The sequence below is a fragment of the Halomonas sp. LMYGS-3 genome (assembly GCF_059509875.1).
Window position 1 is genome coordinate 81030 of record NZ_JCAKFQ010000008.1, and the last position, 20129, is coordinate 101158.

A 20129-nucleotide genomic window follows, 5' to 3' on the forward strand; every position below is an offset into this window, starting at 1 on the left:
TTTGTGCTCCTGGCTTGGAGGGCAGGCTTACCTGGCGGCCAGCGCCACGCCCACCTTGGAGCGGTTGGGCCGCCCGATGGTCCGGGTGATCCAGGTGCCGGTGGCGGCCAGCGCCTCCAGGTCGACGCCGCTCTCGATGCCCAGGCCGTCGAGCAGGTAGACCACGTCTTCGCTGGCCACGTTGCCCGACGCCCCCTTGGCATAGGGGCAGCCGCCGAGGCCGGCGACGGAGCTGTCGACCACCGCGATGCCTTCTTCGAGCACGGCGTAGAGGTTGGCCAGCGCCTGGCCGTAGGTGTCGTGGAAGTGGGCGGCGAGCTGGGCCATGGGGATGTCACGGCTCACGGCCTCGAGCATGCGCTTGGCCTTGAGCGGGGTGCCGGTGCCGATGGTGTCGCCCAGCGACACCTCGTAGCAGCCCATCTCGTACAGCGCCTTGGCCACTTCGGCGACCTTGGCGGGGGCGATCTCGCCCTCGTAGGGGCAGCCGAGCACGCAGGAGACGTAACCGCGTACCCGCACGCCGGCGGCTTGGGCGCGCTCCAGCACCGGTTCGAAGCGGGCCAGGGACTCGGCCACCGAGCAGTTGATGTTCTTCTGCGAGAAGGCCTCGCTGGCGGCGCCGAACACCGCCACTTCCTCGACGCCGCACTCGAGCGCGGCCTCCAGCCCCTTGAGGTTGGGGGTCAGCGCCGCGTAGGTGACGCCCTCCCGGCGGGCGAGGTTCAGCATCACCTCGCGGTGATCGGCCATCTGCGGTACCCACTTGGGCGAGACGAAGCTGGCCGCCTCGATATAGCCGAGGCCGGCGGCGCCCAGGCGGTCGATCAGCTCGAGCTTGGTGCTGGTGGCGATGGGGTCGGGTTCGTTCTGCAGCCCGTCGCGGGGGCCGACCTCGACCAGGCGCACGTGTGTCGGGAATGCCATCGGTTGTGTCTCCAATCCTCTGTCGGCCTGGCCGGGGGCGTTCGCCTTTGGGTCAGACCCCAGCCGAGAAGCCGGCCTGTCGTTGTGTCGTGTCCCGGCGGTGATGCCGCCGCCGGGGTCTGACCCGCAGGCGACGACTGCGCGTCACTCCTCGGCGGCGAATTCGAGCAGCACGTCGCCCTGGCCCACGGTGTCGCCGGCGGCGAAGTGGAAGCTCTCCACGTGGCCGTCGGCGGGGGCGGTCATGGTGTGCTCCATCTTCATGGCTTCCATGACCATCAGTGGCATGCCTTTCTCCACCGCCTGGCCGGGCTCCACCAGCAGCGCCACCACGGTGCCGTGCATGGGCGCGGTGAGGGTCGATTCGGCCTCGCGGTGGCCATGGTCGATGGCGTCGATGCGCCGCCAGAACAGCCGGGTCTCGCCGCGCGGGTCGACCAGGATCACCACATGGCCGTCGCGGCGCGCCTGCAGGCGGCGGCGGTGGCCGTTCAGCGTCACCGCCACGGCGTCGCCTTCCAGGTGCTGGATGCGCGCGGTGAGGGTTTCGCCGCCGATGGTCAGGTGCCAGGGATCGGCGTCACTCTCGCGGGTGCCTTCCACGATCACCACGTGTTCCGAACTCTCGTCGTCCTGCACATGGGCGGGATCGCACAGCGAGATGCGGATGGTGTGGGGGGCGTTGAGGCGGAAGCCGTCGTGGCGGTCCCAGGGGGAGTCGCTCTCGCACTCCCGGGCCAGTTGGCTGAGGCCGATCAGGGCGGCGCCGGCGTACTCTTCGGTGGTGTACTGCTTGGGCGCGAAGAGGGTCGCCTCGTTCTTCTCGATGAAGCGCGTGTCCAGCTCCACCGCCTTGAAGGCCGGATGCGTCGCCAGACGCTGCAGGAAGGCGCGGTTGGTGATCACGCCCTGCACGTCGAGGGCGGCCAGCGCCCGGTTGAGGGTGGCCAGCGCCTGGTCGCGGTCGTCGCCGTGGACGATCAGCTTGGCGAGCATGGGATCGTAGTGCATCGACACCACGTCACCGCTCGCCACGCCGCTATCCAGGCGCACGCGCCGGGGATCGAGGCCGGCGCCGGCCAGGTCGAGGGCGAAGCGCTCGAGTCGCCCGGTGGCGGGCAGGAAGTCCTGCTCCGGGTCCTCGGCGTAGAGGCGTGCCTCGAAGCTGTGGCCGGTGATGGTCAGCTCGTCCTGCTGGAGCGGCAGGCGCTCGCCCATGGCCACGCGCAGCTGCCACTCGACCAGGTCCTGGCCGGTGATCATCTCGGTGACCGGGTGCTCCACCTGCAGGCGGGTGTTCATCTCCATGAAGTAGAACGAGCCATCCTGACCTTGTGAAAAGTCCAGCAGGAATTCGACCGTCCCCGCGCCCACGTAGCCGATCTCGCGGGCGGCGCGCACCGCGGCCTCGCCCATCTCGCGGCGCAGGGGCGCGGTCATGCCCGGCGCCGGGGCCTCCTCCAGCACCTTCTGGTGGCGGCGTTGCACCGAGCAGTCGCGCTCGAAGAGGTAGACGCCGTTGCCGTGGGCATCGCAGAACACCTGGACCTCGACGTGGCGCGGCTGGGTCAGGTACTTCTCGATCAGCATGCGGTCATCATTGAAGGCGGCCCGCGACTCGCGGCGGCAGCCATCGAGGGCGGCCTGGAAGCCCGCCGCGGACTCCACCACGCGCATGCCCTTGCCGCCGCCGCCGGCGCTGGCCTTGAGCAGCACCGGGTAGCCGATCTTGTCGGCTTCGCGACGGAGCAGGGCGTCGTCCTGGTCGGCGCCGTGGTAACCGGGCACCAGGGGCACGCCGGCATGCGCCATGCGCGCCTTGGCGGCGGACTTGTCGCCCATGGCGGCGATGGCCGAGGCGGGCGGGCCGACGAAGACGAGGCCGGCCTGGTCCAGGGCCTCGACGAAGGCACCGTTCTCGGAGAGGAAGCCGTAGCCGGGGTGGATGGCGCCGGCGCCGGTGCGTCGCGCGGCCTCGATCACCGCCGCGATGTTGAGGTAGCTCTCGCGGGCGGCGGCCGGGCCCAGGCGCACGGCCTCGTCGGCCTCGCGCACATGGCGGGCAGTGGCGTCGGCGTCGGAGTAGACGGCCACGGTGCGCAGGCCCATGGCGCGCGCGGTGCGCATCACCCGGCAGGCGATCTCGCCGCGGTTGGCGACCAGCAGGGTATCGAACTTGTTCACTTCAGGGTTCATGAACGGGGCTCCGTGGCGTTCTTGTCGCTGTCGTTCCTGTCAGGGCTGTCTGCAACCCAAGCGGGGCGGCGCTTCTCGAAGAAGCTGGCCAGGCCCTCCTGGCCTTCGGCGCTGACGCGCAGCTCAGCGATCACCCGGCAGGTCTGCTCGCGGCTGGCGTCACTATCGGGTTCCCGGGCCACCGCGCCGAGCAGCGCCTTGGTGGCGCGCTGGGCCTGGGGCGAGCCGGCCAGCAGCGTCTCGATCATGGTCTCGACTTCGTCGTCCAGGTCGTCGTGGGCCACCACCTGGTGGACCAGGCCCAGCGCCTGGGCGGTAGGGGCGTCGATCACCTCGGCGGTCAGCGCGTAGCGGCGCATCTGCCGGACGCCCAGGGCGCGCTGCACATAGGGGCTGATCACCGCCGGGGAGAGGCCGATCTTCACCTCGGAGAGGCAGAACCTGGCTTTCTCGGAGGCGATCACGAGGTCACAGCAGGCAGCCAGGCCCACGGCGCCGCCGAAGGCGGCGCCCTGCACGCGACACAGGGTGGGGCAGGGCAGGGTGTCGAGGCCGTGCATCAGCGCCGAGAGCTTGCGCGAGTCGGCCAGGTTGCCCTCGACATCGTACTCCACCATGCGCTTCATCCAGTTCAGGTCGGCGCCGGCGGAGAAGCTCTTGCCCTCCGAGCCCAGCACCACCACGCGCACCTCGCCGCGGGTGGCGGCCACGTGGAGGCGTTCCAGGTGGGTGTTGAGCTCGGCAATCAGGTGGTCGTCGAAGGCGTTGTGTACCGCGGGCCGCTCCAGCGTCAGCCGGGCCACGCCGCGGGCATCGATGGTCAGGCTTGAGTAAGTCTCTGTCATCATATCGGTATCCTGCTGGCTTCGAGCTTCGAGCTTCGAGCTTCGAGCTTCGAGCTTCGAGCTTCGAGGTTCGAGCTTCGAGGTTCGAGCACTCGTGGCCCGGTGCTCGTGGCTGGTGCGAAGTGCCTACATCCGGAAGACGCCGAACTTGGTGTCCTCGATCTCGGCATTCATGGCGGCGGCCAGCGACAGCCCCAGCACGTCGCGGGTCTGGGCCGGGTCGATGACGCCGTCGTCCCACAGCCGCGCGCTGGCGTAGGTGGGATGGCCCTGGTGCTCGTACTGCTCGCGGGTGGGCTGCTTGAAGGCCTCTTCCTCTTCCTTCGTCCACTCGCGGCCCTCGCGCTCGATCTGCTCGCGCTTGACCTGGGCCAAGACGCCCGCGGCCTGCTCGCCGCCCATCACCGAGATGCGCGCGTTGGGCCACATGAAGAGCAGGTTGGGGTCATAGGCGCGGCCGCACATGCCGTAGTTGCCGGCGCCGAAGCTGCCGCCGATCAGCACGGTGAACTTGGGCACCCGGGCGCAGGCCACCGCGGTGACCAGCTTGGCGCCGTGCTTGGCGATGCCCTCGTGCTCGTACTTGGAGCCGACCATAAAGCCGGTGATGTTCTGCAGGAAGATCAGCGGTATTTTCCGCTGCGCGCACAGCTCGATGAAATGCGCACCTTTCATGGCACTCTCCGAGAACAGCACCCCGTTGTTGGCGACGATGCCCACCGGGTAGCCGTGGAGATGCGCGAAGCCGGTGACCAGGGTGTCGCCGTAGTAGCGCTTGAACTCGTCGAAGTCGGAGTCGTCGACGATGCGTCCGATCACCTCGCGCACGTCATAGGGCTTCTTGAGGTCGGTGCCGACGATACCGTAGAGCTCGGCCGGGTCCAGGCGCGGGGCCTTGGGTTCCTGCATCTTCAGCTGGCCGCGCTTCTGCCAGTTGAGGCGTGACACGCTGGCCCGCGCCAGCTGCAGGGCGTGGGCGTCGTTCTCGGCGTAGTGGTCGGCCACGCCGCTCACGCGGGTGTGGACGTCGGCGCCGCCGAGATCCTCGGCGCTGATGGTCTCGCCGGTGGCGGCCTTCACCAGGGGCGGGCCGCCCAGGAAGATGGTGCCCTGCTGCTTGACGATGATCGACTCGTCGGCCATGGCCGGCACGTAGGCGCCGCCGGCGGTGCACGAGCCCATCACCACAGCGATCTGCGGGATGCCCTCGGCGGAGAGTGTGGCCTGGTTGTAGAAGATGCGCCCGAAGTGGTCGCGATCGGGGAAGACCTCGTCCTGGCGGGGCAGGAAGGCGCCGCCGGAGTCGACCAGGTAGATACACGGCAGGCGGTGCTTGCGGGCGATCTCCTGGGCGCGCAGGTGCTTCTTGACGGTGAGCGGGTAGTAGGTGCCGCCCTTGACGGTGGCGTCGTTGGCGACGATCACGCACTCCACGCCCGAGACGCGGCCGATGCCGGTGACGAGGCTGGCGGCGGGCACCGCGTCGTCGTAGACCTCATGGGCGGCCAGCGCCGAGAACTCGAGGAAGGGCGAGCCCTCGTCGATCAGGTGGTCGATGCGGTCGCGCACGAACAACTTGCCGCGGGCCTCGTGGCGGGCGCGGGCCTTGTCGCCGCCGCCCTGGGCGATGGCGGCGGTCAGCTCGCGCAGCGTCATGACCTCGTGGCGCATCGCCGTTTCGTTGGCCTGGAAGGCCTCGCTGCGTGGATTGATCTGGGTCTGCAGGATGCTCATGGCGAATCCTTGAATTCCTTTATCAACGCTGGGATGTCCGCCGTAGGAGCCCGGGTTCCCCGGGCGATCCGCCGCGAAGCGGCGGCTGATCGGCAGGGCGCCTGGCGGCGCCAATCGCCCGGCAGAGCCAGGCTCCTACAGGGAGCTGTCAGGCGGACTCAGTGAAGAGTTCGCGGCCAATCAACATACGGCGGATCTCGCTGGTGCCGGCGCCGATCTCGTAGAGCTTGGCGTCGCGCAGCAGCCGCCCGGTGGGGTACTCGTTGATGTAACCGTTGCCGCCGAGCAGCTGGATGGCGTCCAGCGCCACCTGGGTCGCCTTCTCGGAGCAGAAGAGGATCACCCCGGCGGCGTCCTTGCGCGACGTCTGGCCGCGGTCGCAGGCCGCCGCCACGGCATAGAGGTAGGCGCGGCAGGCGTTCAGGGTGGTGTACATGTCGGCGATCTTGCCCTGCACCAGCTGGAACTCGCCGATGGGGGTGTCGAACTGCTTGCGCTCGTGGACGTAGGGCACCACCACGTCCAGCGCGGCCTGCATGATGCCGATGGGGCCGGCGGCGAGCACGGTGCGCTCGAAGTCGAGGCCGCTCATCAGCACGCGGACGCCCTTGTTCACCTCGCCGAGCACGTTCTCGGCCGGCACCTCGCAGTCCTGGAACACCAGCTCGCAGGTGTTGGAGCCGCGCATGCCGAGCTTGTCGAGCTTCTGGGCGGTGGAGAAGCCGGGCATGCCCTTCTCGATGATGAAGGCGGTGATGCCCTTGGAGCCGGCCTGCGGGTCGGTCTTGGCGTAGACCACCAGGACGTCGGCGTCGGGGCCGTTGGTGATCCACATCTTGTTGCCGTTGAGCACGTAGCCCTCACCGCGCTGCTCGGCCTTGAGCTTCATGGAGACCACATCGGAACCGGCACCCGGTTCGGACATGGCCAAGGCGCCGACGTGCTCGCCGCTGATCAGCCTGGGCAGGTACCTGGCCTTCTGGGAGGCCGAGGCGTTGATCTTGAGCTGGTTGACGCAGAGGTTGGAGTGCGCGCCGTAGGAGAGGCCCACCGAGGCGCTGGCCCGGGAGATCTCCTCCATGGCGATGCAGTGCGCCAGGTAGCCCATGCCGCTGCCGCCGTCCTCGTCCGGCACGGTGATGCCGAGCAGGCCCATGTCGCCGAACTTGCGCCACAGATCGTTGGGGAATTCATTCTTCTCGTCGATCTCGGCGGCGCGCGGGGCGATCTCGTCGCGGGCGAAGGCATTGACCTGGTCGCGCAGCATGTTGAGTTCGTCATCGAGGCCGAAATCGAGGGGCTTGTAGGGGGTGTGCATGGTGGGCTCCCGTTCTTGTCTGGGGATGCGTCCGGCCACAGGGCGCGACGCAACCGGCGATCTCATGTCATGAAGATGGCAGATGTGCCAAGACTAGGCGAGGTTTACGTTAACGTAAAGTGCGGATTTTAACGACCAAGACGAATGTCGATGAGCGTGAGGGGCGAGGGGGTGAGGAGGGAAGAGGGCGCAGCCGAGGCCATCGGCGGGCGGCTTGGGGCCGCCCGCCGCCTCGCTCAGCCGGCCAGCCACTGGGCCAGCTGGTGGTAGAGGGGGATGCCGACGATCACGTTGAGCGGGAAGGTGAAGCCGAGTGCGGCGAGCATCGCCAGGCCGATATTGGCCTCGGGGATGGCGGTGCGCATGGCGGCCGGGGCGGCGATATAGGAGGCACTGGCCGCCAGTGCCGTGAGGATCAACAGCGACCCCGCGGGCAGTCCCAGCATGAGGCCCACGGCGAAACCGCAGAGGGCCAGCAGCGGTGGGGCGACCAGGGCGAAGGTGAGCAGCCGCCAGTGGAACCAGGGGATGGGGCGCAGGGTTTCCGCGGCGGTCAGGCCCATCTGCAGCAGGAAGAGGGCGAGCACGGCGTGGAAGGCGCCGGTGAAGAGCTCGGTGACGTTGGCGCCCTGCATGGGGCCGTACATGGCGCCGATCACCGCGCCGCCGGCCAGCAGGATCACCCCGCGGTTGGTCAGCGTCTCGTGCCAGATGCCCTGCAGCGCCTCGCCGGAGTCGCTGCCCTTGTAGCGGCGATAGAGGGCGATGGCCACCATGATCGCCGGCAGCTCCATCATCACCAGATAGAGGGTGACCTCGGCCCCGATGGGCAGGCCGCGCCCCTCGGCGAAGGCCAGCGCCACGGCGAAGGTGCCGGCGCTCACCGAGCCGTAGTGGGCGGCGATGCTGGCGCTGTCGGCGGGGGAAAGGCGCACCAGGCGGCGCAGCACCGGCATCAGCGCCAGCGGGATCAGCGCTCCCAGCGCTGCCACGGCCAGCAGCTCGGGCAGCAGCGACCAGCCCAGGTTGCCATAGAGGGCCATGCCGCCCTTGAGGCCGATGGTCAGCATCAGCAGCAGGCTCAGGGTGTCGTAGGCGGCCTTGGGGATGGTCAGGTCGGACTTCACCACGCCGGCCAGCAGGCCGAGCAGGAAGAACATCACCACGATATCGGGCATATCGGGACTCGTGTGGTCAGGGTCGGGGGAGTATCAGGAAACGCTGCGGATTGTGCGGATAATGGAATATTGATACCAATAACTCTTTGCATTGCTATGGATAGATGATCATCAATGAATATCCGGCATCTGACCTTTCGACTACTGCAGGTCTATGTGGCGGTAGTACGCTGCGGCTCGGTCAGCGAGGCGGCCCGGCAGCTCCACCTGACCCAGCCGACGGTTTCCCAGCAGCTCAAGCGGCTCGGTGAGGCGGTGGGTGAGCCGCTGCTGACGAACCGTCAGGGGCGCCTGGTGCCCACCGAGGCGGGCCAGGAGCTCTATCGGGCCAGCCGCGAGGTGCTGGGGCGCTTCGACGACTTCGGCGGCTATCTTGCGGCGCTGCGCGGCGGCGAGCGGGGGCGTTTCAGCATCGCCCTGGTCAACACCGCCCAGTACGTCTTGCCGCGGCTGCTTGGGCCCTACAGCCGCGCCTTCCCCGAGGTCGACGTCACCCTGCATATCGGCAACCGGCGTCAGATGCTGACCCGCTTCGAGCGCCAGGACGACGACCTCTACGTGTTCAGCCATCCGCCGTCGCTGGCCCATGCCCGGGCCGGGCGCTTCCTGCGCAACCCCCTGGTGGTGGTGGCCGCCCACGACCATCGCCTCGCCGGGCGCGAACGGGTGGCCATGGAGGAGTTGCTCGACGAGCGTTTCCTGCTGCGCGAGCCCGGCTCCGCCACCCGCATGCTGTTCGAGAGCTGGCTGCAGGAGCAGGGGCTGTCGCTCGGGCCGACCCTGCAGATGGCCAGCAACGAGGCGATCCGCGTCGGCGTGGCCTCCCACATGGGCCTCGCCGTGCTCTCCGAGCATGTGCTGCCGCCCGAGCACCCGGACCTGGTAATCCTGCCGGTGGCGGGCCTGCCCATCGAGAGTCACTGGCAGTTCATCGTGCGCCGTGACCGCCGCCTGGCCCACGCCGCCCTCGGCTTCCTGCGCTTCGCCGCCGGCCACCTGGACGAGTGCGTCGAGCCACGCTTCCTCTGCAACGAGCTCGAGGGGCTGTTGGCAGCGATGGGGTCAGACCCTTAAGTCCGCTTAGGGGTCTGACCCCAAAGTTTGCTTAGGCTCTGGCCGCAACATTTCTGATCTCTGGCTATTCGATCCGATCGCAGCCCGGCCTCGTGCCGGGCTGCGACGTTTGTGGGGTAGCGTGTGACACACGGCGATGTCCAGCCCTATTGTCGAAAATGCACCTTGAGCCGCTCGAGGTCTTCCTCCGACCAGCCGTCGGGCTCGGTGAGGGCGACCCAGGCGTCGAGGTAGTGCTCGGCGGCGATCTCGTGGCCGAAGCCCGGCGGGGCGCTGCCGGTGGCCAGGTCGGCGAGCAGCTGCAGCATGGTGACGATGGGGTACCAGCGCAGGTCGGGGGAGACGTCCGGGCCACGCGGCTCGCGCATCCAGTCGGGCTCGCGGTAGAGCGAGCGGGGCTCGAAGAAGGTCACCGGGTCGCTGGCGTACTGCAGGTAGGCGATGCGGAAGTCGCCCCAGTCGCCGCCCTGGTCCAGGAGGCCGGTGTCCTGGTTCATGAAGCGCACCACCCGGCCGTCGCGGAAGCGGGGCAACCAGGCCGGCGAGTCCGGGTCGCGGTCGGCGGTGACGCTGCGCCAGGTGTCGCTGCGGAAGGGGGGGCCGCTCCACAGGGCGCCCTGGAAGGGGACGTCGATGATGTCGTAGAGGTCGAAGGCGCTGTCCGAGTTGAGCGCACCGAGGCTCAGGCCGTGCAGGTAGAGGGCCGGGCGTTCGGTTTCCGGCAACGACGACCAGTGGCCATAGACCGCCTGGAAGAGTGCGCGGGCCATCTCGACGCCGTACTCGCCCTCGGTGAGCAGGGCCAGCGGGCTCGGCAGGTAGGAGTACTGGGCGGTGACGGTGGCGATATCGCCGCGCTGCAGGTATTCGATGGTGTTCTGGGCGCCGGGGTCCAGCCAGCCGCGCCCGGTGGGGGTGGCCAGCAGCAGCATCGAGCGCTCGAAGCCGCCGACCCGGATCAGCTCGGCCAGGGCCAGCGCGGCGCGTTCCTCGGCTGTCTCGGCGGCGTTGAGGCCCACGTAGACGCGGATCGGGCGCTCGGCGGGCGTGCCCAGGAAGTCGCCGAGTGTCTCGGCGCTGGGCGTGGCGGTGACGAAGCGGCGCCCACGCAGGCCGAGGCCCTCCCAGCTGATCAGCGAGGCGTCGCTGCCGGTCATCTGCGGGTCCGCCGGCGGGGCGAGGTCGTCGGGCATCAGCCGGTCGACCTGCTGGTAGGAGTTGTCCAGGGCGCGCAGGGTCAGGGCGAAGATCACCCCGTCGATGACCGCCCAGAACAGCGCGATAGCGGCCACTAGCCCCACCAGGTGGGAGACCCGCCGGGGCACGTAGCGGCGCAGCCTCCGCGAGAGCCAGCGGAAGGTGCGGCGGAACAGCCGGCCCAGCAGCAGCACCAGGAGGAAAACCAGCAGGGCAACCAGGGCCACGCTGACGGGGCGCACGCCGTCCACCGGCACCATGCCCATCAGGGTGCGGACGCTGTCCTGCCAGCCAGTTGCCCGCCACAGGAAGACGCCGGCCGCCAGCAGGCAGAAGACGCCGGCTACCAGCTTGATGCGCTGGAGGAGCCGCGGGCCGGGTTCGGGCAGCTCCAGGTAGTGCCACAGCCAGTGGCCGGCCACCCCCAGCCCGTAGCCGGCGGCGAAGGAGAGACCGCTGATCACCCCCTGCACCAGCCAGGGGCGTGGCAGCAGGCTGGGGGTGAGGGAGAAGGCGAAGAACAGGGTTCCGACCAGCAGGCCGGTCACCGAGAAGTGCCTGAGCAGCGGCATGGACGGCTCCTTGCGTCCGTGAGCGGGGAGGGCCGCCGGCAGAAGGCCAGGCCCGGGCGACGCCGGAATCACCTTATCAAATTCAGTGCGTGCCCGGGACTCGGTCGGCGTTGGGGAAGAACAGCTGCTCACCCTCGATCGTGAAGTCGGCGATCGCCTGTTGGCCGGCCTCGGAGAGCAGCCATTCGTGCCATTGCCGTGCCAGCTCGTGCTTGAGGTGGGGGTGACGCTCGGGAGATATCACGACGCTGCCGTACTGGTTGAAGAGCGCCTCGTCGCCCTCGAACAGCAGCGCAAGCGCCTGGCGGTTGTCGAAGGCGACCCAGCTGGCGCGATCGGCCATGGCGTAGGCGTCCATGGCGGCGGCGGTGTTGAGGGTGGCGCCCATGCCGCTGCCCAGCTCGCGGTACCAGGGAGCGGTGGGGGCGATCCCGGCGGCTTCCCACAGTCGCTGTTCGGCACGGTGGGTGCCGCTGTCGTCGCCGCGGGAGGCGAAGGGCGCCTCGGCGGCGGCGATCAGGGCGAAGGCCTCGGCCGCCGTCTCGGCATCGGCGATGGCGGCCGGATCGCCGGCCGGGCCGACGAGCACGAAGTCGTTATACATGACGTCGGCGCGTTCGCTGCCATGGCCCTCGGCGACGAACCGCTCCTCGCCCGCCGTGTCGTGCACCAGCAGGCTGTCGGCATCGCCGCGGCGGGCGATCTCGAAGGCCTGGCCGGTGCCCACGGCCACCACCCGCACCGCGATGCCGGTGGCCTCGGTGAACGCAGGGATGATGGCATCGAAGAGCCCCGAGTTCTCGGTGGAGGTGGTGGAGGCCAGGGTGATATGGCCAGCGTCCTGGGCGGTGGCGTTAAGCGATGGCCCCATCAGAGCGAGTGCGGCGAGGATGAGCCCGGCTCTCGGCATCGTGTCTTCCTTCTGTGGTTGTCGTCCGAGGTTGTCGTCCGAGCTACCAGACCAGGTCGCCGTCGATGAAGGCGCGGGTGGTCGGGGAGGCCGGGGTGGTGAAGAAGCGCTCGGCGTCGCTGTGTTCGATCAGGCGCCCCTCGTGGAGCAGCACGACGTCGTCCGCCAGCCGCTTCGCCTGGTTGAGGTCGTGGGTGGTCATCAGGATGCGCGTGCCCCGGGCATGGAAGTCGAGGACCGCCGTTTCCACGGCACGCATCGAGGCCGGGTCCAGGGCGGCGGTGGGTTCGTCGAGGAACAGCACCTCCGGGGCGAGCAGCCAGGCGCGGGCCAGGGCCAGGCGTTGCTGCTCGCCGCCGGAGAGGACCCGCGCCGGGCGCCTTTCCACGGGCCCCAGGCCGAAGCGCGCCAGGGCCTCGCGGGCCAGTGGCCGGCGTGCCCGGCAAGGCGTGCCGACGACGGCCAGGGCGTAGGTGAGGTTGTCGAGGGCGGAACGCTTGAGCAGCACCGGGCGCTGGAAGACCATCGCCTGGCGCGGTGGCTTGCCGCCCCAGTACACCCGCCCGGTGCTGGGGAGCAGCAGGCCGTGGGCGAGGCGCATCAGCAGGCTCTTGCCGGCCCCGTTGGGCCCCATCACCAGGGTGCGCCGGCAGCCATCGAGGGTGAGGGTCAGCGGCTGGAGCAACGTCTGGCCGCGGTGGACCACGTTCGCGCCCTCGAAGCGGAGGGTCGGAATCGCCACCTCGGGCAGCTGGTGGGCCATGTCGGTCATCCCAATCGCCTCCTGGCCGTCTCGCCCACCACATGGGCGACGCCGTTGATCAGCGTGACCAGGGCGAGCAGCACCAGGCCGAGCCCCAGGGCGAGCGGCAGGTTGCCCTTGCTGGTCTCCAGCACGATCGCCGTGGTCATCACCCGGGTGACGCCGTCGATGTTGCCGCCCACGATCATCACCGCGCCGACTTCGGCGCTGGCGCGACCGAAGCCGGCCAGTATCACCGTCATCAGGCCGAAGCGGGCGTCCCACAGCAGGGTGGGGATCCGGCGCAGCCGTGACAGGCCCAGCGACTGCAACTGTTCGCGGTACTCGGCGTGCAGCTCTTCGACCTGCTGGCGGGTCAGGGCGGCGATGATCGGCAGGATCAGCAGCACCTGGGCGACCACCATGGCGCCGGGCGTGAAGAGCAGGCCGAACTGCCCCAGCGGGCCGGCGCGGGAGAGCAGCAGGTAGACCGCCAGCCCGGCCACCACCGGCGGCAGCCCCATCAGGGCATTGAGCACCACCACGACCGCGCCGCGCCCCGGGAAGCGCCACAGGGCCAGGGCGGCGCCCAGTGGCAGGGCGGCCAGCGCGGCGATCAGCACCGCGGCCAGCGAGACCTGCAGCGACAGGGCGACGATCTCCAGCAGGGCCGGGTCGAGACTCAGCACCAGGCGCAGGGCGGTGGCGAAGGCGTTGTCGGTAGTCGGCATGGCACTCCCCGTGACTTCCTTGCATGATCTGCATTACAAGACGCCGATGCATCCTATGCTGAAATTCATGCAGGATCATGCAGTGAAACGACGAGAGGCGACTCGATGGCGACGCCCTACACCTACCTCACGACAGCCGAGGCGGCCGACTACCTCCGGCTCAAGGAGCGCAAGGTCTACGACCTGGTCGCCCAGGGGGTGATCCCCTGCACCCGGGTCACCGGCAAGCTGCTCTTCCCGCGCCACAGCCTCGACCTCTGGCTGATGAACCACCTGGAGGGCGACCGAGCCAGCCGCCGGCCAGCACCTCGGGTGCTGGCCGGTAGCCAGGATCCCCTGCTGGAGTGGGCGGTGCGCGAGAGTGGATGCGACCTGGCACTGCTCTGCCACGGCAGCGGCGACGGGGTGAGGCGGCTGGCCGAAGGGGAGGCGATGCTCGCCGGGGTGCACCTGATCGACCTCGAGAGCGGCACCTACAACGACCCGGCCGTGCTGGGCCTGGGGGGCATGGCTGACCTGGTGGGGCTGCGCTGGGCACGGCGCTGCCAGGGACTGATGGTCGCTCCGGGCAACCCGCTGGGTTTCTCCGCTCTGGCCGATCTGGCCCGCCCGGGCGTGATGGTGGCACGTCGCCAGCCCGATGCCGGGGCGGAGCGGCTGCTGCGCCATTTGCTGGCTCGGGAGCGCCTCGACCCGCAGGCACTGGGCTTCGCCCCCCATCCGGCGCTGAGCGAGGACGACCTGGCGTTGGCGATTCGACAGGGGGAGGCCGCCGTGGGGCTAGGGGTGGAGGCGGCGGCGCGTCGTCAGGGCCTGGATTTCGTGGCGCTGCACTGGGAGCCCTTCGACCTGCTGCTGAGGCGGCGCGACTATTTCGAGCCGCCGCTGCAGCGCCTGCTGGCGTTCACCCGGGAGCCTCGCTTCGTGGGACGAGCGGCGGCGCTCGGCGGCTACGAACTCGGCGAGCTGGGGAAGGTGGTCTATAACGCCTGAGGTGGATACTTGACGCCTGGCGTCTGTGGTCGATACTACTGATTAGACCAGTCGGTCTGGAAGGATGGCAATGACACATGTGACGAAGGAGCGCTTGCTCGAGGCGGGACTCGCCATGTTGCTGGAGCACGGTTACAACGACCTGGGGATCCAGGCGCTGCTGGAGGCGACGGGGACGCCGAAGGGGTCCTTCTATCATCACTTCCGCAGCAAGGAGGACTTCGCCCTGCAGGTCATCGACCGCTACATGGAGGATGTCCATCGCGGGCTGGACCTGAGCCTGGGTAACGCCAGCCTGCCGCCCCTGGAGCGGGTGCGGCGGTTCTTCGAGCTGTCCCAGGAGAAGTACCGCCAGGAAGGCTACCTGGGCTGCCTGCTCGGCGGGGTTGGCCAGGAGCTGTCGGGGATCAGCGAGACGTTCCGGCGCAAGATCGAGACCTGCTTCGCCGGTATCGCCGAGCGGGTTGCCGACTGCCTGGAGGAGGCACGGCGGCAGGGTGACCTGCCGCCGGACAGCGATCCTCGCCAGATGGCGGACCTGCTGGTGGACTGCTGGGAAGGCGCCGCCCTGCGTAGCCGGTTGCGCCGCGACCCCGGCCCGCTCGGCGCCATGCTCGACTTCTACTTCTCGGCCGCCATGAAGTGAGCCTCGCGGGTGGCCGCGAGCGGTAGTCGTCGGGCAATACCTGAACCGACTGGTCTGTTCCGGACGACTTGACGTCGTCCACCACCAGTGGTGAGGGTCGGCTATCCGGCCGACCCGGGAGGTGTCAAATGACAAGTTCCAACCTCTACGAACGCCTGGGCGGCGAGCGGGGCATCGCCTCGCTGGTCGACGACATCGTCGAGTCCCATATGCAGAACCCGCGCATCCAGGCGCGCTTCCTGCCCTATCGCGAGGACCCCGAGCACCTCGAGGTGGTCAAGGGGCACCTGCGAGACTTCCTCGCCGCCGGGAGCGGCGGTCCCGTGGAGTATCGGGGACGCAGCATGCCGGAGGCGCATCGCGGCATGAATATCAACGAGGCGGAATACATGGCCGCCGTCGACGATATCCTTGACGTCCTCGATCGCCATGGCATCGACCCCCAGACGCGTCAGGAGGTGCTCGGCATCGCCTACTCGCTGAAGGGGGAGATCATGCACGTCTGAGGCGTCCCGGCCGGCCTGGCCGGCCCAGCCTCTCGACCGCCCGGGGCAGTGCCCCGGGCGGTCTCAGTTCGGCGCCTGCTGATTGGGCGGCACGATGCCCAGCCGCTTCATGCGTCGGTAGATGGTGGGGCGCGACAGCCCCAGCTCCCGGGCCACGGCGCTGACGTTCCACTGGTGGCGGCACAGCGCCCGGTAGAGCAGGTCCTGCTCCAGGGGGCGTGGGGTGGCCGGTGCCTGGCCGGCCGATGCCGACTCGATGCCGGTGGCGGTGGGGCGCCCGGCCGCCGGGTGGGCGAACTGGCCGTGCAGGCACTCCTCGGGCAGGTCGCTCACCACCACCTCGTCGCCATCGCAGGTGGCGAGCGCATAGCGCAGGGCGTTGTGCAGCTCGCGGATGTTGCCCGGCCAGGGGTAGGCGAGCAGGGCGCTCATGGCGTCGCCGCGCAGCCGCGCCCGGCCACCGCGCTCCTGGTTCAGTTCAGCGAAGAGTCGCCGGATCAGGTAGCCCTTGTCGGCGCGCTCGCGCAGGGGCGGCAGGCGCAGGCTGGCGCCGTTCAAGCGGTAGAAGAGGTCCTCGCGGAAGCGCCCGGCCACGATCCGCTCGCGCAGGTCGCGGTGGGTGGCCGCCACCACCCGCAGGTCCACCTTGACGGGACGGCTGGCGCCGATGGGCAGCACCTCCTGCTCGGCCAGCACCCGCAGCAGGCGGGTCTGTAGCTGCAGCGGCATGTCGCCGATCTCGTCGAGGAAGAGGGTGCCGCCGTCGGCCTGGGCGATCAGCCCCTTCATGCCCTTGCTGCGGGCGCCGGTGAAGCTGCCGGGCTCGTAGCCGAACAGCTCGCTCTCGATCAGCGATTCCGGCATGGCGGCGCAGTTGATGGCCACGAAGGGCTGGTCGCGGCGCCGGCTCGACTCGTGCAGGGCACGGGCCATGCGCTCCTTGCCGGTGCCGGTCTCGCCGATCACCAGGATGTTGATCGGCTCGTTGCGCAGCCGGGCGGCGCGGGTCAGGGTGTCGCGCATGCTCGGGTCGTCGTCGGCCAGGGCCTCCAGGGGCGCCAGGCTGGAATCGCGGCGCGACACCGGGCAGCTCGGGGGGCGGCGCGGCGGCTCGATCAGGGTGGCGAAGTGGATCTCCCGGTGGCGCCGGGTGTGGAAGGCCTGCACTCGGTCGTCGCTGTGCTGGGGGATCGCCAGCACCTCATCGACCTCGGCGTCGAGCAGGTCCTGGATGTTCCAGGCGCGGAAGGGACGGGCCTCGCCGGCTTCGGGCAGCGGCAGCTCGTGGTGGCGCAGTAGCTTGCGCCCGGCGGTGTTGGCCGCCACCAGGTTGCCGTCCGCCTCGATGGCCAGCAGGTAGCGGCGGTTGATCTGCACGAACTCGCGGGAGCGGTCCAGGCAGACGATGGGGTGGTCGCCGTAGCGCTGCAGGAAGTAGGCGTCCTCGATCATCTTGGCGGTGTGCTTGACCAGTTGCAGGGCGAAGGTCTGGGACTCGCGGGCGACGGGCGAGCGATAGGCGGAGATGTCGAGCACCGCCAGCAGCTGGCCGTGGGGGTCGAAGACCGGCGCCGCGGTGCAGGTCAGCTGGATATGATGGGCGCTGAAGTGGTCGCTGTGGTGGCAGGTCAGGGCGCTGCGCTCGTGGATGCAGGTGCCCACCGCGCAGGTGCCGGCGTGGGATTCGCTCCAGTCGGCGCCCAGGTAGAGGCCGGTGCGCTGGTGCTCGCGCTGGTCGGCCTTGGCACCGAGGAACTGCACGGCGATGCCGCGGGCGTCGGTGAGCAGCACCACATAGCCCAGCGGCGCCACCTGGCGATAGAGCTGCTCGACCCCGGCCCGGGCCACCTGGAGCAGGGCGTCGGCCTGGTCCTGGTGCTCGCGCAGGGTGGGGCCGGGCACGTAGCGGGCCGGGGTGGGGCGGGCCGGGTCCAGGCCGTAGCGGTCGATGCAGCGCCGCCAGGAGCGCTCGATGATGGCGGCCTCGCCGGCCGATGCCGGGTTGGCCAGGGAGTGGAGAATCGTCTCCACATGTTCGCGCTGACTCGAGGTGGGGGTCATGGCATGCCTCTGCCGGTCGCGGTCGTTGTGGTTGTCATGTGTTCAAGGTAAGGGGCGGGCGCCTTCCCCGAGATACGACCTTGGTCGCCTGCGTTACAGGTGTAACGGAGGTGTCACGTGGTGTTCACCCCTGGCTGTCACATCGCTGTCACTCCCTGGCCTGCAATGGGTCCGTGTTGTCCGTATTTTCTCTCTTAAATTCAAAAGTTTAGATGGTTTCTCGGCATGGCTGGCACGAAAGCTGCCCGGTAGGGGCGTGGCCGCCGTGCTCGCATCGGTGGCCCTCGAACAAGAAGACATCGAGGAGTCACGCCATGACCGACGCTTCCCGGGCGACGCTGAGCCGTCGCCGCTTCCTCACCCTTACCGGTGCCCTGACCGCCGGCGGCCTGGCGCTGGGCGCCACCGGTCTGTGGCCGCGCTGGGCCCGGGCCGAACCCGACCTGGCCCAACGCCTGCTGCGCGTGGGCCGCGACATCTACCCCCACGCGGCGATCGAGGATCGCTACTACCTGGAGCCGCTCACGCCGTTGCTGGAGAAGCACCGCGATGAGATCGCCGCCGGCCTCGACGACCTGGATCGCAGCGCCCGGGGCGCCCTGGGCCGCGACTATGCCGGGATCGAGAATGACGCCGAGCGTGAGGCGCTGCTGCGGGAGATTCAGCACACGCCGTTCTTCGCGACGGTCAAGGGCAGCCTGTTGATGGGGATCTACAACAACCCGGCCTTGTGGCCCGAGTTCGGTTACGGAGGTTCCTCCTGGGAACAGGGGGGCTACCGCCACCGCGGCTTCGATGCAACGCCGGACTGGCTTTGAGGGGGACGTGGGTAACGATGGATCGCCGTCCATGACTCGATAACAACGCCACGATAACAACGCCGCGATAACAACAGAGGGGCACAAGCGTATGAGTAGGCAATTCGATCTGAATGACGACAGCCTCGTGGTGATCATCGGATCCGGTGCCGGGGGGGGAACCCTCGCCAATGAACTGGCGCAAAAGGGCATTCGCTCGGTGGTGCTCGAAGCCGGTAAGCGCTTCACCATGGAGGATATCGAAAACGACGAATGGGGGATGTTCAACAAGATCAGCTGGCTCGACCAGCGCAATCTGGTGGGGCCATCCCGTCTGGCCGAGGACTTTCCCAACTTGCCCGCCTGGATCGTCAAGGGAGTCGGTGGTTCCACCATTCACTGGGCCGGAGTCGCCATGCGTTTTCAGGAACACGAGTTCAAGATGAAAACGCTCAACGGCGCCATTGTCGGTGCCAATGTGGAGGACTGGCCGCTGTCGCTGCAGGACCTGGCGCCCTATTACACCCTGGCGGAAAAGAAAATGGGCGTGTGCGGTACCGAGGCGACCGGTATGCCCTTTCATGGCAAGAGCACCCACTATCAGGTCATCGAAGCCGGTGCCAATCGCATCGGTGCCCGCTGCGAGCAGGCGCACCTGGCGATCAATACGGTGCCCTTCGATGGTCGGGCGCCCTGTCAGGTCACCGGCTTCTGTATGCAGGGCTGCCGCTTCGGCGCCAAGTGGTCGACCATGTATGCGGAGATTCCCAAAGCCGAAGCCACCGGCAATGTGGAGGTCAGGCCCAACTGCATGGCCCTCAAGATCGAGCATGACCGGGACGGCAAGGCGATCGGTGTGCTCTATGCCAATGCCGATGGGGTGGAGCGCTTCCAGAAGGCACGCATCGTCGCCGTGGCGGCCAACTCCATCGAGTCGCCGCGTCTGCTGCTCAATTCCGCCTCCAATCTGTTTCCCGATGGACTGGCCAACTCATCGGGCCAGGTGGGCAAGAACTATATGACCCATGTCACCGGAGGCTCCTATGCGGAGTTCGATCATCCGGTGCATATGGAGCGCAGCACCGTGGTGCCTGGCATCGTCAAGGAGTGGGAGGATAACGACCCTTCTCGCGGCCATGTCGGTGGCTACGAGCTGGAGGCATTGCATCTGGGGCTGCCGTTCATGGCGGCGTTCCTGGATCCGGGCGCCGCCAATGGCTGGGGGCGGCAGTTTGCCCAGTCCATGGAGAATTACAGCAGGATGGCGGGTTTCTGGATCTGTGGGGAAGACCTCGCCCTGGAGACCAACCGTATCACCTTGCATCCCACGGAGAGGGACCAGTACGGCTTGCCGGTGCCGGTGGTTCATAAAGCGGATCACGACAACGATACGCGCATGCGCAACCACGCTTACCGGAAGTCCCGGGAGCTGTTCGAGGCGATCGGTGCGCACCATGTCAATGATCTGCCGCCCTATCCGGCCAGTCACAACATGGGCACCAATCGCATGCATGCCAATGCCCGCGATGGCGTCGTCAACCAGTGGGGACAGTCCCACGACATCGAGAATCTGTTCATCTCCGACGGCAGCCAATTTACCAGCAGCGGGACGGAAAACCCCACCCTGACCATCGTTGCCCTGACGATTCGTCAAGCCGATTACATTGCCGAGCGCATGTCGCGCGGCGAGCTTTAAGAGGAG

At 68.6% G+C, this 20129-nt stretch carries 17 protein-coding genes; 6 read left to right on the top strand and 11 right to left on the bottom strand.

Annotated features, from left to right (window positions below; genetic code table 11):
• Positions 1-27: 27 nt before the first annotated feature.
• From AC5W54_RS09740 to AC5W54_RS09765, 6 genes are all read right to left on the bottom strand, one after another.
• Positions 28-927 (bottom strand): hydroxymethylglutaryl-CoA lyase, encoded by a 900-nt coding sequence (locus tag AC5W54_RS09740; protein ID WP_495961885.1) that lies wholly within the window; start codon positions 925-927, stop codon positions 28-30.
• Positions 928-1071: 144 nt separating this feature from the next.
• Positions 1072-3123: an acetyl/propionyl/methylcrotonyl-CoA carboxylase subunit alpha gene (locus AC5W54_RS09745; RefSeq protein WP_495961886.1), complete on the bottom strand. Its 2052-nt coding sequence runs from the start codon at positions 3121-3123 to the stop codon at positions 1072-1074.
• Positions 3120-3971 carry an enoyl-CoA hydratase-related protein gene (locus AC5W54_RS09750; RefSeq protein WP_495961887.1) on the bottom strand — a complete coding sequence of 284 codons (852 nt, stop codon included), beginning with the start codon at positions 3969-3971 and terminating at the stop codon, positions 3120-3122. The genes AC5W54_RS09745 and AC5W54_RS09750 overlap by 4 nt, the downstream gene beginning before the upstream one ends.
• A gap of 123 nt (positions 3972-4094) precedes the next feature.
• Entirely contained in the window at positions 4095-5702 is a 1608-nt protein-coding gene (locus AC5W54_RS09755; protein ID WP_495961888.1) for a carboxyl transferase domain-containing protein, read from the bottom strand.
• A 148-nt stretch (positions 5703-5850) separates the two neighbouring features.
• Positions 5851-7020, bottom strand: coding sequence for an isovaleryl-CoA dehydrogenase (locus AC5W54_RS09760; protein WP_495961889.1), 1170 nt, complete (start codon positions 7018-7020; stop codon positions 5851-5853).
• 236 nt (positions 7021-7256) lie between these two features.
• The gene (locus tag AC5W54_RS09765; protein WP_495961890.1) at positions 7257-8198 is read right to left on the bottom strand and encodes a sodium-dependent bicarbonate transport family permease; all 942 of its coding nucleotides are present in this window, start codon (positions 8196-8198) and stop codon (positions 7257-7259) included.
• A 114-nt stretch (positions 8199-8312) separates the two neighbouring features.
• Here AC5W54_RS09765 and AC5W54_RS09770 point away from each other — a divergent pair, with 114 nt between their 5' ends.
• Complete coding sequence (locus tag AC5W54_RS09770; RefSeq protein WP_495961891.1) at positions 8313-9272, top strand: LysR family transcriptional regulator; 960 nt, start codon at positions 8313-8315, stop codon at positions 9270-9272.
• Positions 9273-9418: 146 nt separating this feature from the next.
• Here AC5W54_RS09770 and AC5W54_RS09775 read toward each other — a convergent pair whose 3' ends face one another.
• From AC5W54_RS09775 to AC5W54_RS09790, 4 genes are all read right to left on the bottom strand, one after another.
• The gene (locus AC5W54_RS09775; RefSeq protein WP_495961892.1) at positions 9419-11041 is read right to left on the bottom strand and encodes an alpha/beta hydrolase; all 1623 of its coding nucleotides are present in this window, start codon (positions 11039-11041) and stop codon (positions 9419-9421) included.
• Positions 11042-11123: 82 nt separating this feature from the next.
• Positions 11124-11951, bottom strand: coding sequence for an ABC transporter substrate-binding protein (locus tag AC5W54_RS09780; protein WP_495961893.1), 828 nt, complete (start codon positions 11949-11951; stop codon positions 11124-11126).
• A gap of 43 nt (positions 11952-11994) precedes the next feature.
• Positions 11995-12723, bottom strand: a complete 729-nt coding sequence (locus AC5W54_RS09785; protein WP_495961894.1) for an ATP-binding cassette domain-containing protein — start codon at positions 12721-12723, stop codon at positions 11995-11997.
• Positions 12720-13424, bottom strand: a complete 705-nt coding sequence (locus tag AC5W54_RS09790) for an ABC transporter permease (protein WP_495961895.1) — start codon at positions 13422-13424, stop codon at positions 12720-12722. The genes AC5W54_RS09785 and AC5W54_RS09790 overlap by 4 nt, the downstream gene beginning before the upstream one ends.
• Positions 13425-13529: 105 nt before the next feature.
• Here AC5W54_RS09790 and AC5W54_RS09795 point away from each other — a divergent pair, with 105 nt between their 5' ends.
• From AC5W54_RS09795 to AC5W54_RS09805, 3 genes are all read left to right on the top strand, one after another.
• Positions 13530-14417, top strand: coding sequence for a substrate-binding domain-containing protein (locus AC5W54_RS09795; protein WP_495961896.1), 888 nt, complete (start codon positions 13530-13532; stop codon positions 14415-14417).
• Between the two features lie 70 nt (positions 14418-14487).
• The gene (locus AC5W54_RS09800) at positions 14488-15063 is read left to right on the top strand and encodes a TetR/AcrR family transcriptional regulator (protein WP_495961897.1); all 576 of its coding nucleotides are present in this window, start codon (positions 14488-14490) and stop codon (positions 15061-15063) included.
• A 128-nt stretch (positions 15064-15191) separates the two neighbouring features.
• Positions 15192-15569, top strand: a complete 378-nt coding sequence (locus AC5W54_RS09805) for a group I truncated hemoglobin (protein WP_495961898.1) — start codon at positions 15192-15194, stop codon at positions 15567-15569.
• 63 nt (positions 15570-15632) lie between these two features.
• Here the strand turns inward: AC5W54_RS09805 and AC5W54_RS09810 are convergent, their stop codons facing one another.
• Positions 15633-17630 carry a sigma-54-dependent Fis family transcriptional regulator gene (locus AC5W54_RS09810; protein WP_495961899.1) on the bottom strand — a complete coding sequence of 666 codons (1998 nt, stop codon included), beginning with the start codon at positions 17628-17630 and terminating at the stop codon, positions 15633-15635.
• Between the two features lie 314 nt (positions 17631-17944).
• On the opposite strand from AC5W54_RS09810, the gene AC5W54_RS09815 reads away from it, so the two are divergent.
• On the top strand, positions 17945-18448 hold the full coding sequence (locus AC5W54_RS09815; protein WP_495961900.1) for a twin-arginine translocation signal domain-containing protein: 504 nt from the start codon (positions 17945-17947) through the stop codon (positions 18446-18448).
• 127 nt (positions 18449-18575) lie between these two features.
• Positions 18576-20123 (top strand): GMC family oxidoreductase, encoded by a 1548-nt coding sequence (locus tag AC5W54_RS09820; protein WP_495961901.1) that lies wholly within the window; start codon positions 18576-18578, stop codon positions 20121-20123.
• Positions 20124-20129 lie beyond the last annotated feature (6 nt).

Bases quoted from the DNA above. Each gene is read 5' to 3' on its own strand.
- AC5W54_RS09790 (WP_495961895.1), bottom strand. From the start codon at position 13,424: ATGCCGACTACCGACAACGCCTTCGCCACCGCCCTGCGCCTGGTGCTG.
- AC5W54_RS09775 (WP_495961892.1), bottom strand. From the start codon at position 11,041: ATGCCGCTGCTCAGGCACTTCTCGGTGACCGGCCTGCTGGTCGGAACC.
- AC5W54_RS09780 (WP_495961893.1), bottom strand. From the start codon at position 11,951: ATGCCGAGAGCCGGGCTCATCCTCGCCGCACTCGCTCTGATGGGGCCA.
- AC5W54_RS09795 (WP_495961896.1), top strand. From the start codon at position 13,530: ATGGCGACGCCCTACACCTACCTCACGACAGCCGAGGCGGCCGACTAC.
- AC5W54_RS09805 (WP_495961898.1), top strand. From the start codon at position 15,192: ATGACAAGTTCCAACCTCTACGAACGCCTGGGCGGCGAGCGGGGCATC.
- AC5W54_RS09815 (WP_495961900.1), top strand. From the start codon at position 17,945: ATGACCGACGCTTCCCGGGCGACGCTGAGCCGTCGCCGCTTCCTCACC.
- AC5W54_RS09770 (WP_495961891.1), top strand. From the start codon at position 8,313: ATGAATATCCGGCATCTGACCTTTCGACTACTGCAGGTCTATGTGGCG.
- AC5W54_RS09810 (WP_495961899.1), bottom strand. From the start codon at position 17,630: ATGACCCCCACCTCGAGTCAGCGCGAACATGTGGAGACGATTCTCCAC.
- AC5W54_RS09765 (WP_495961890.1), bottom strand. From the start codon at position 8,198: ATGCCCGATATCGTGGTGATGTTCTTCCTGCTCGGCCTGCTGGCCGGC.
- AC5W54_RS09755 (WP_495961888.1), bottom strand. From the start codon at position 5,702: ATGAGCATCCTGCAGACCCAGATCAATCCACGCAGCGAGGCCTTCCAG.
- AC5W54_RS09740 (WP_495961885.1), bottom strand. From the start codon at position 927: ATGGCATTCCCGACACACGTGCGCCTGGTCGAGGTCGGCCCCCGCGAC.
- AC5W54_RS09785 (WP_495961894.1), bottom strand. From the start codon at position 12,723: ATGACCGACATGGCCCACCAGCTGCCCGAGGTGGCGATTCCGACCCTC.
- AC5W54_RS09750 (WP_495961887.1), bottom strand. From the start codon at position 3,971: ATGATGACAGAGACTTACTCAAGCCTGACCATCGATGCCCGCGGCGTG.
- AC5W54_RS09760 (WP_495961889.1), bottom strand. From the start codon at position 7,020: ATGCACACCCCCTACAAGCCCCTCGATTTCGGCCTCGATGACGAACTC.
- AC5W54_RS09745 (WP_495961886.1), bottom strand. From the start codon at position 3,123: ATGAACCCTGAAGTGAACAAGTTCGATACCCTGCTGGTCGCCAACCGC.
- AC5W54_RS09800 (WP_495961897.1), top strand. From the start codon at position 14,488: ATGACACATGTGACGAAGGAGCGCTTGCTCGAGGCGGGACTCGCCATG.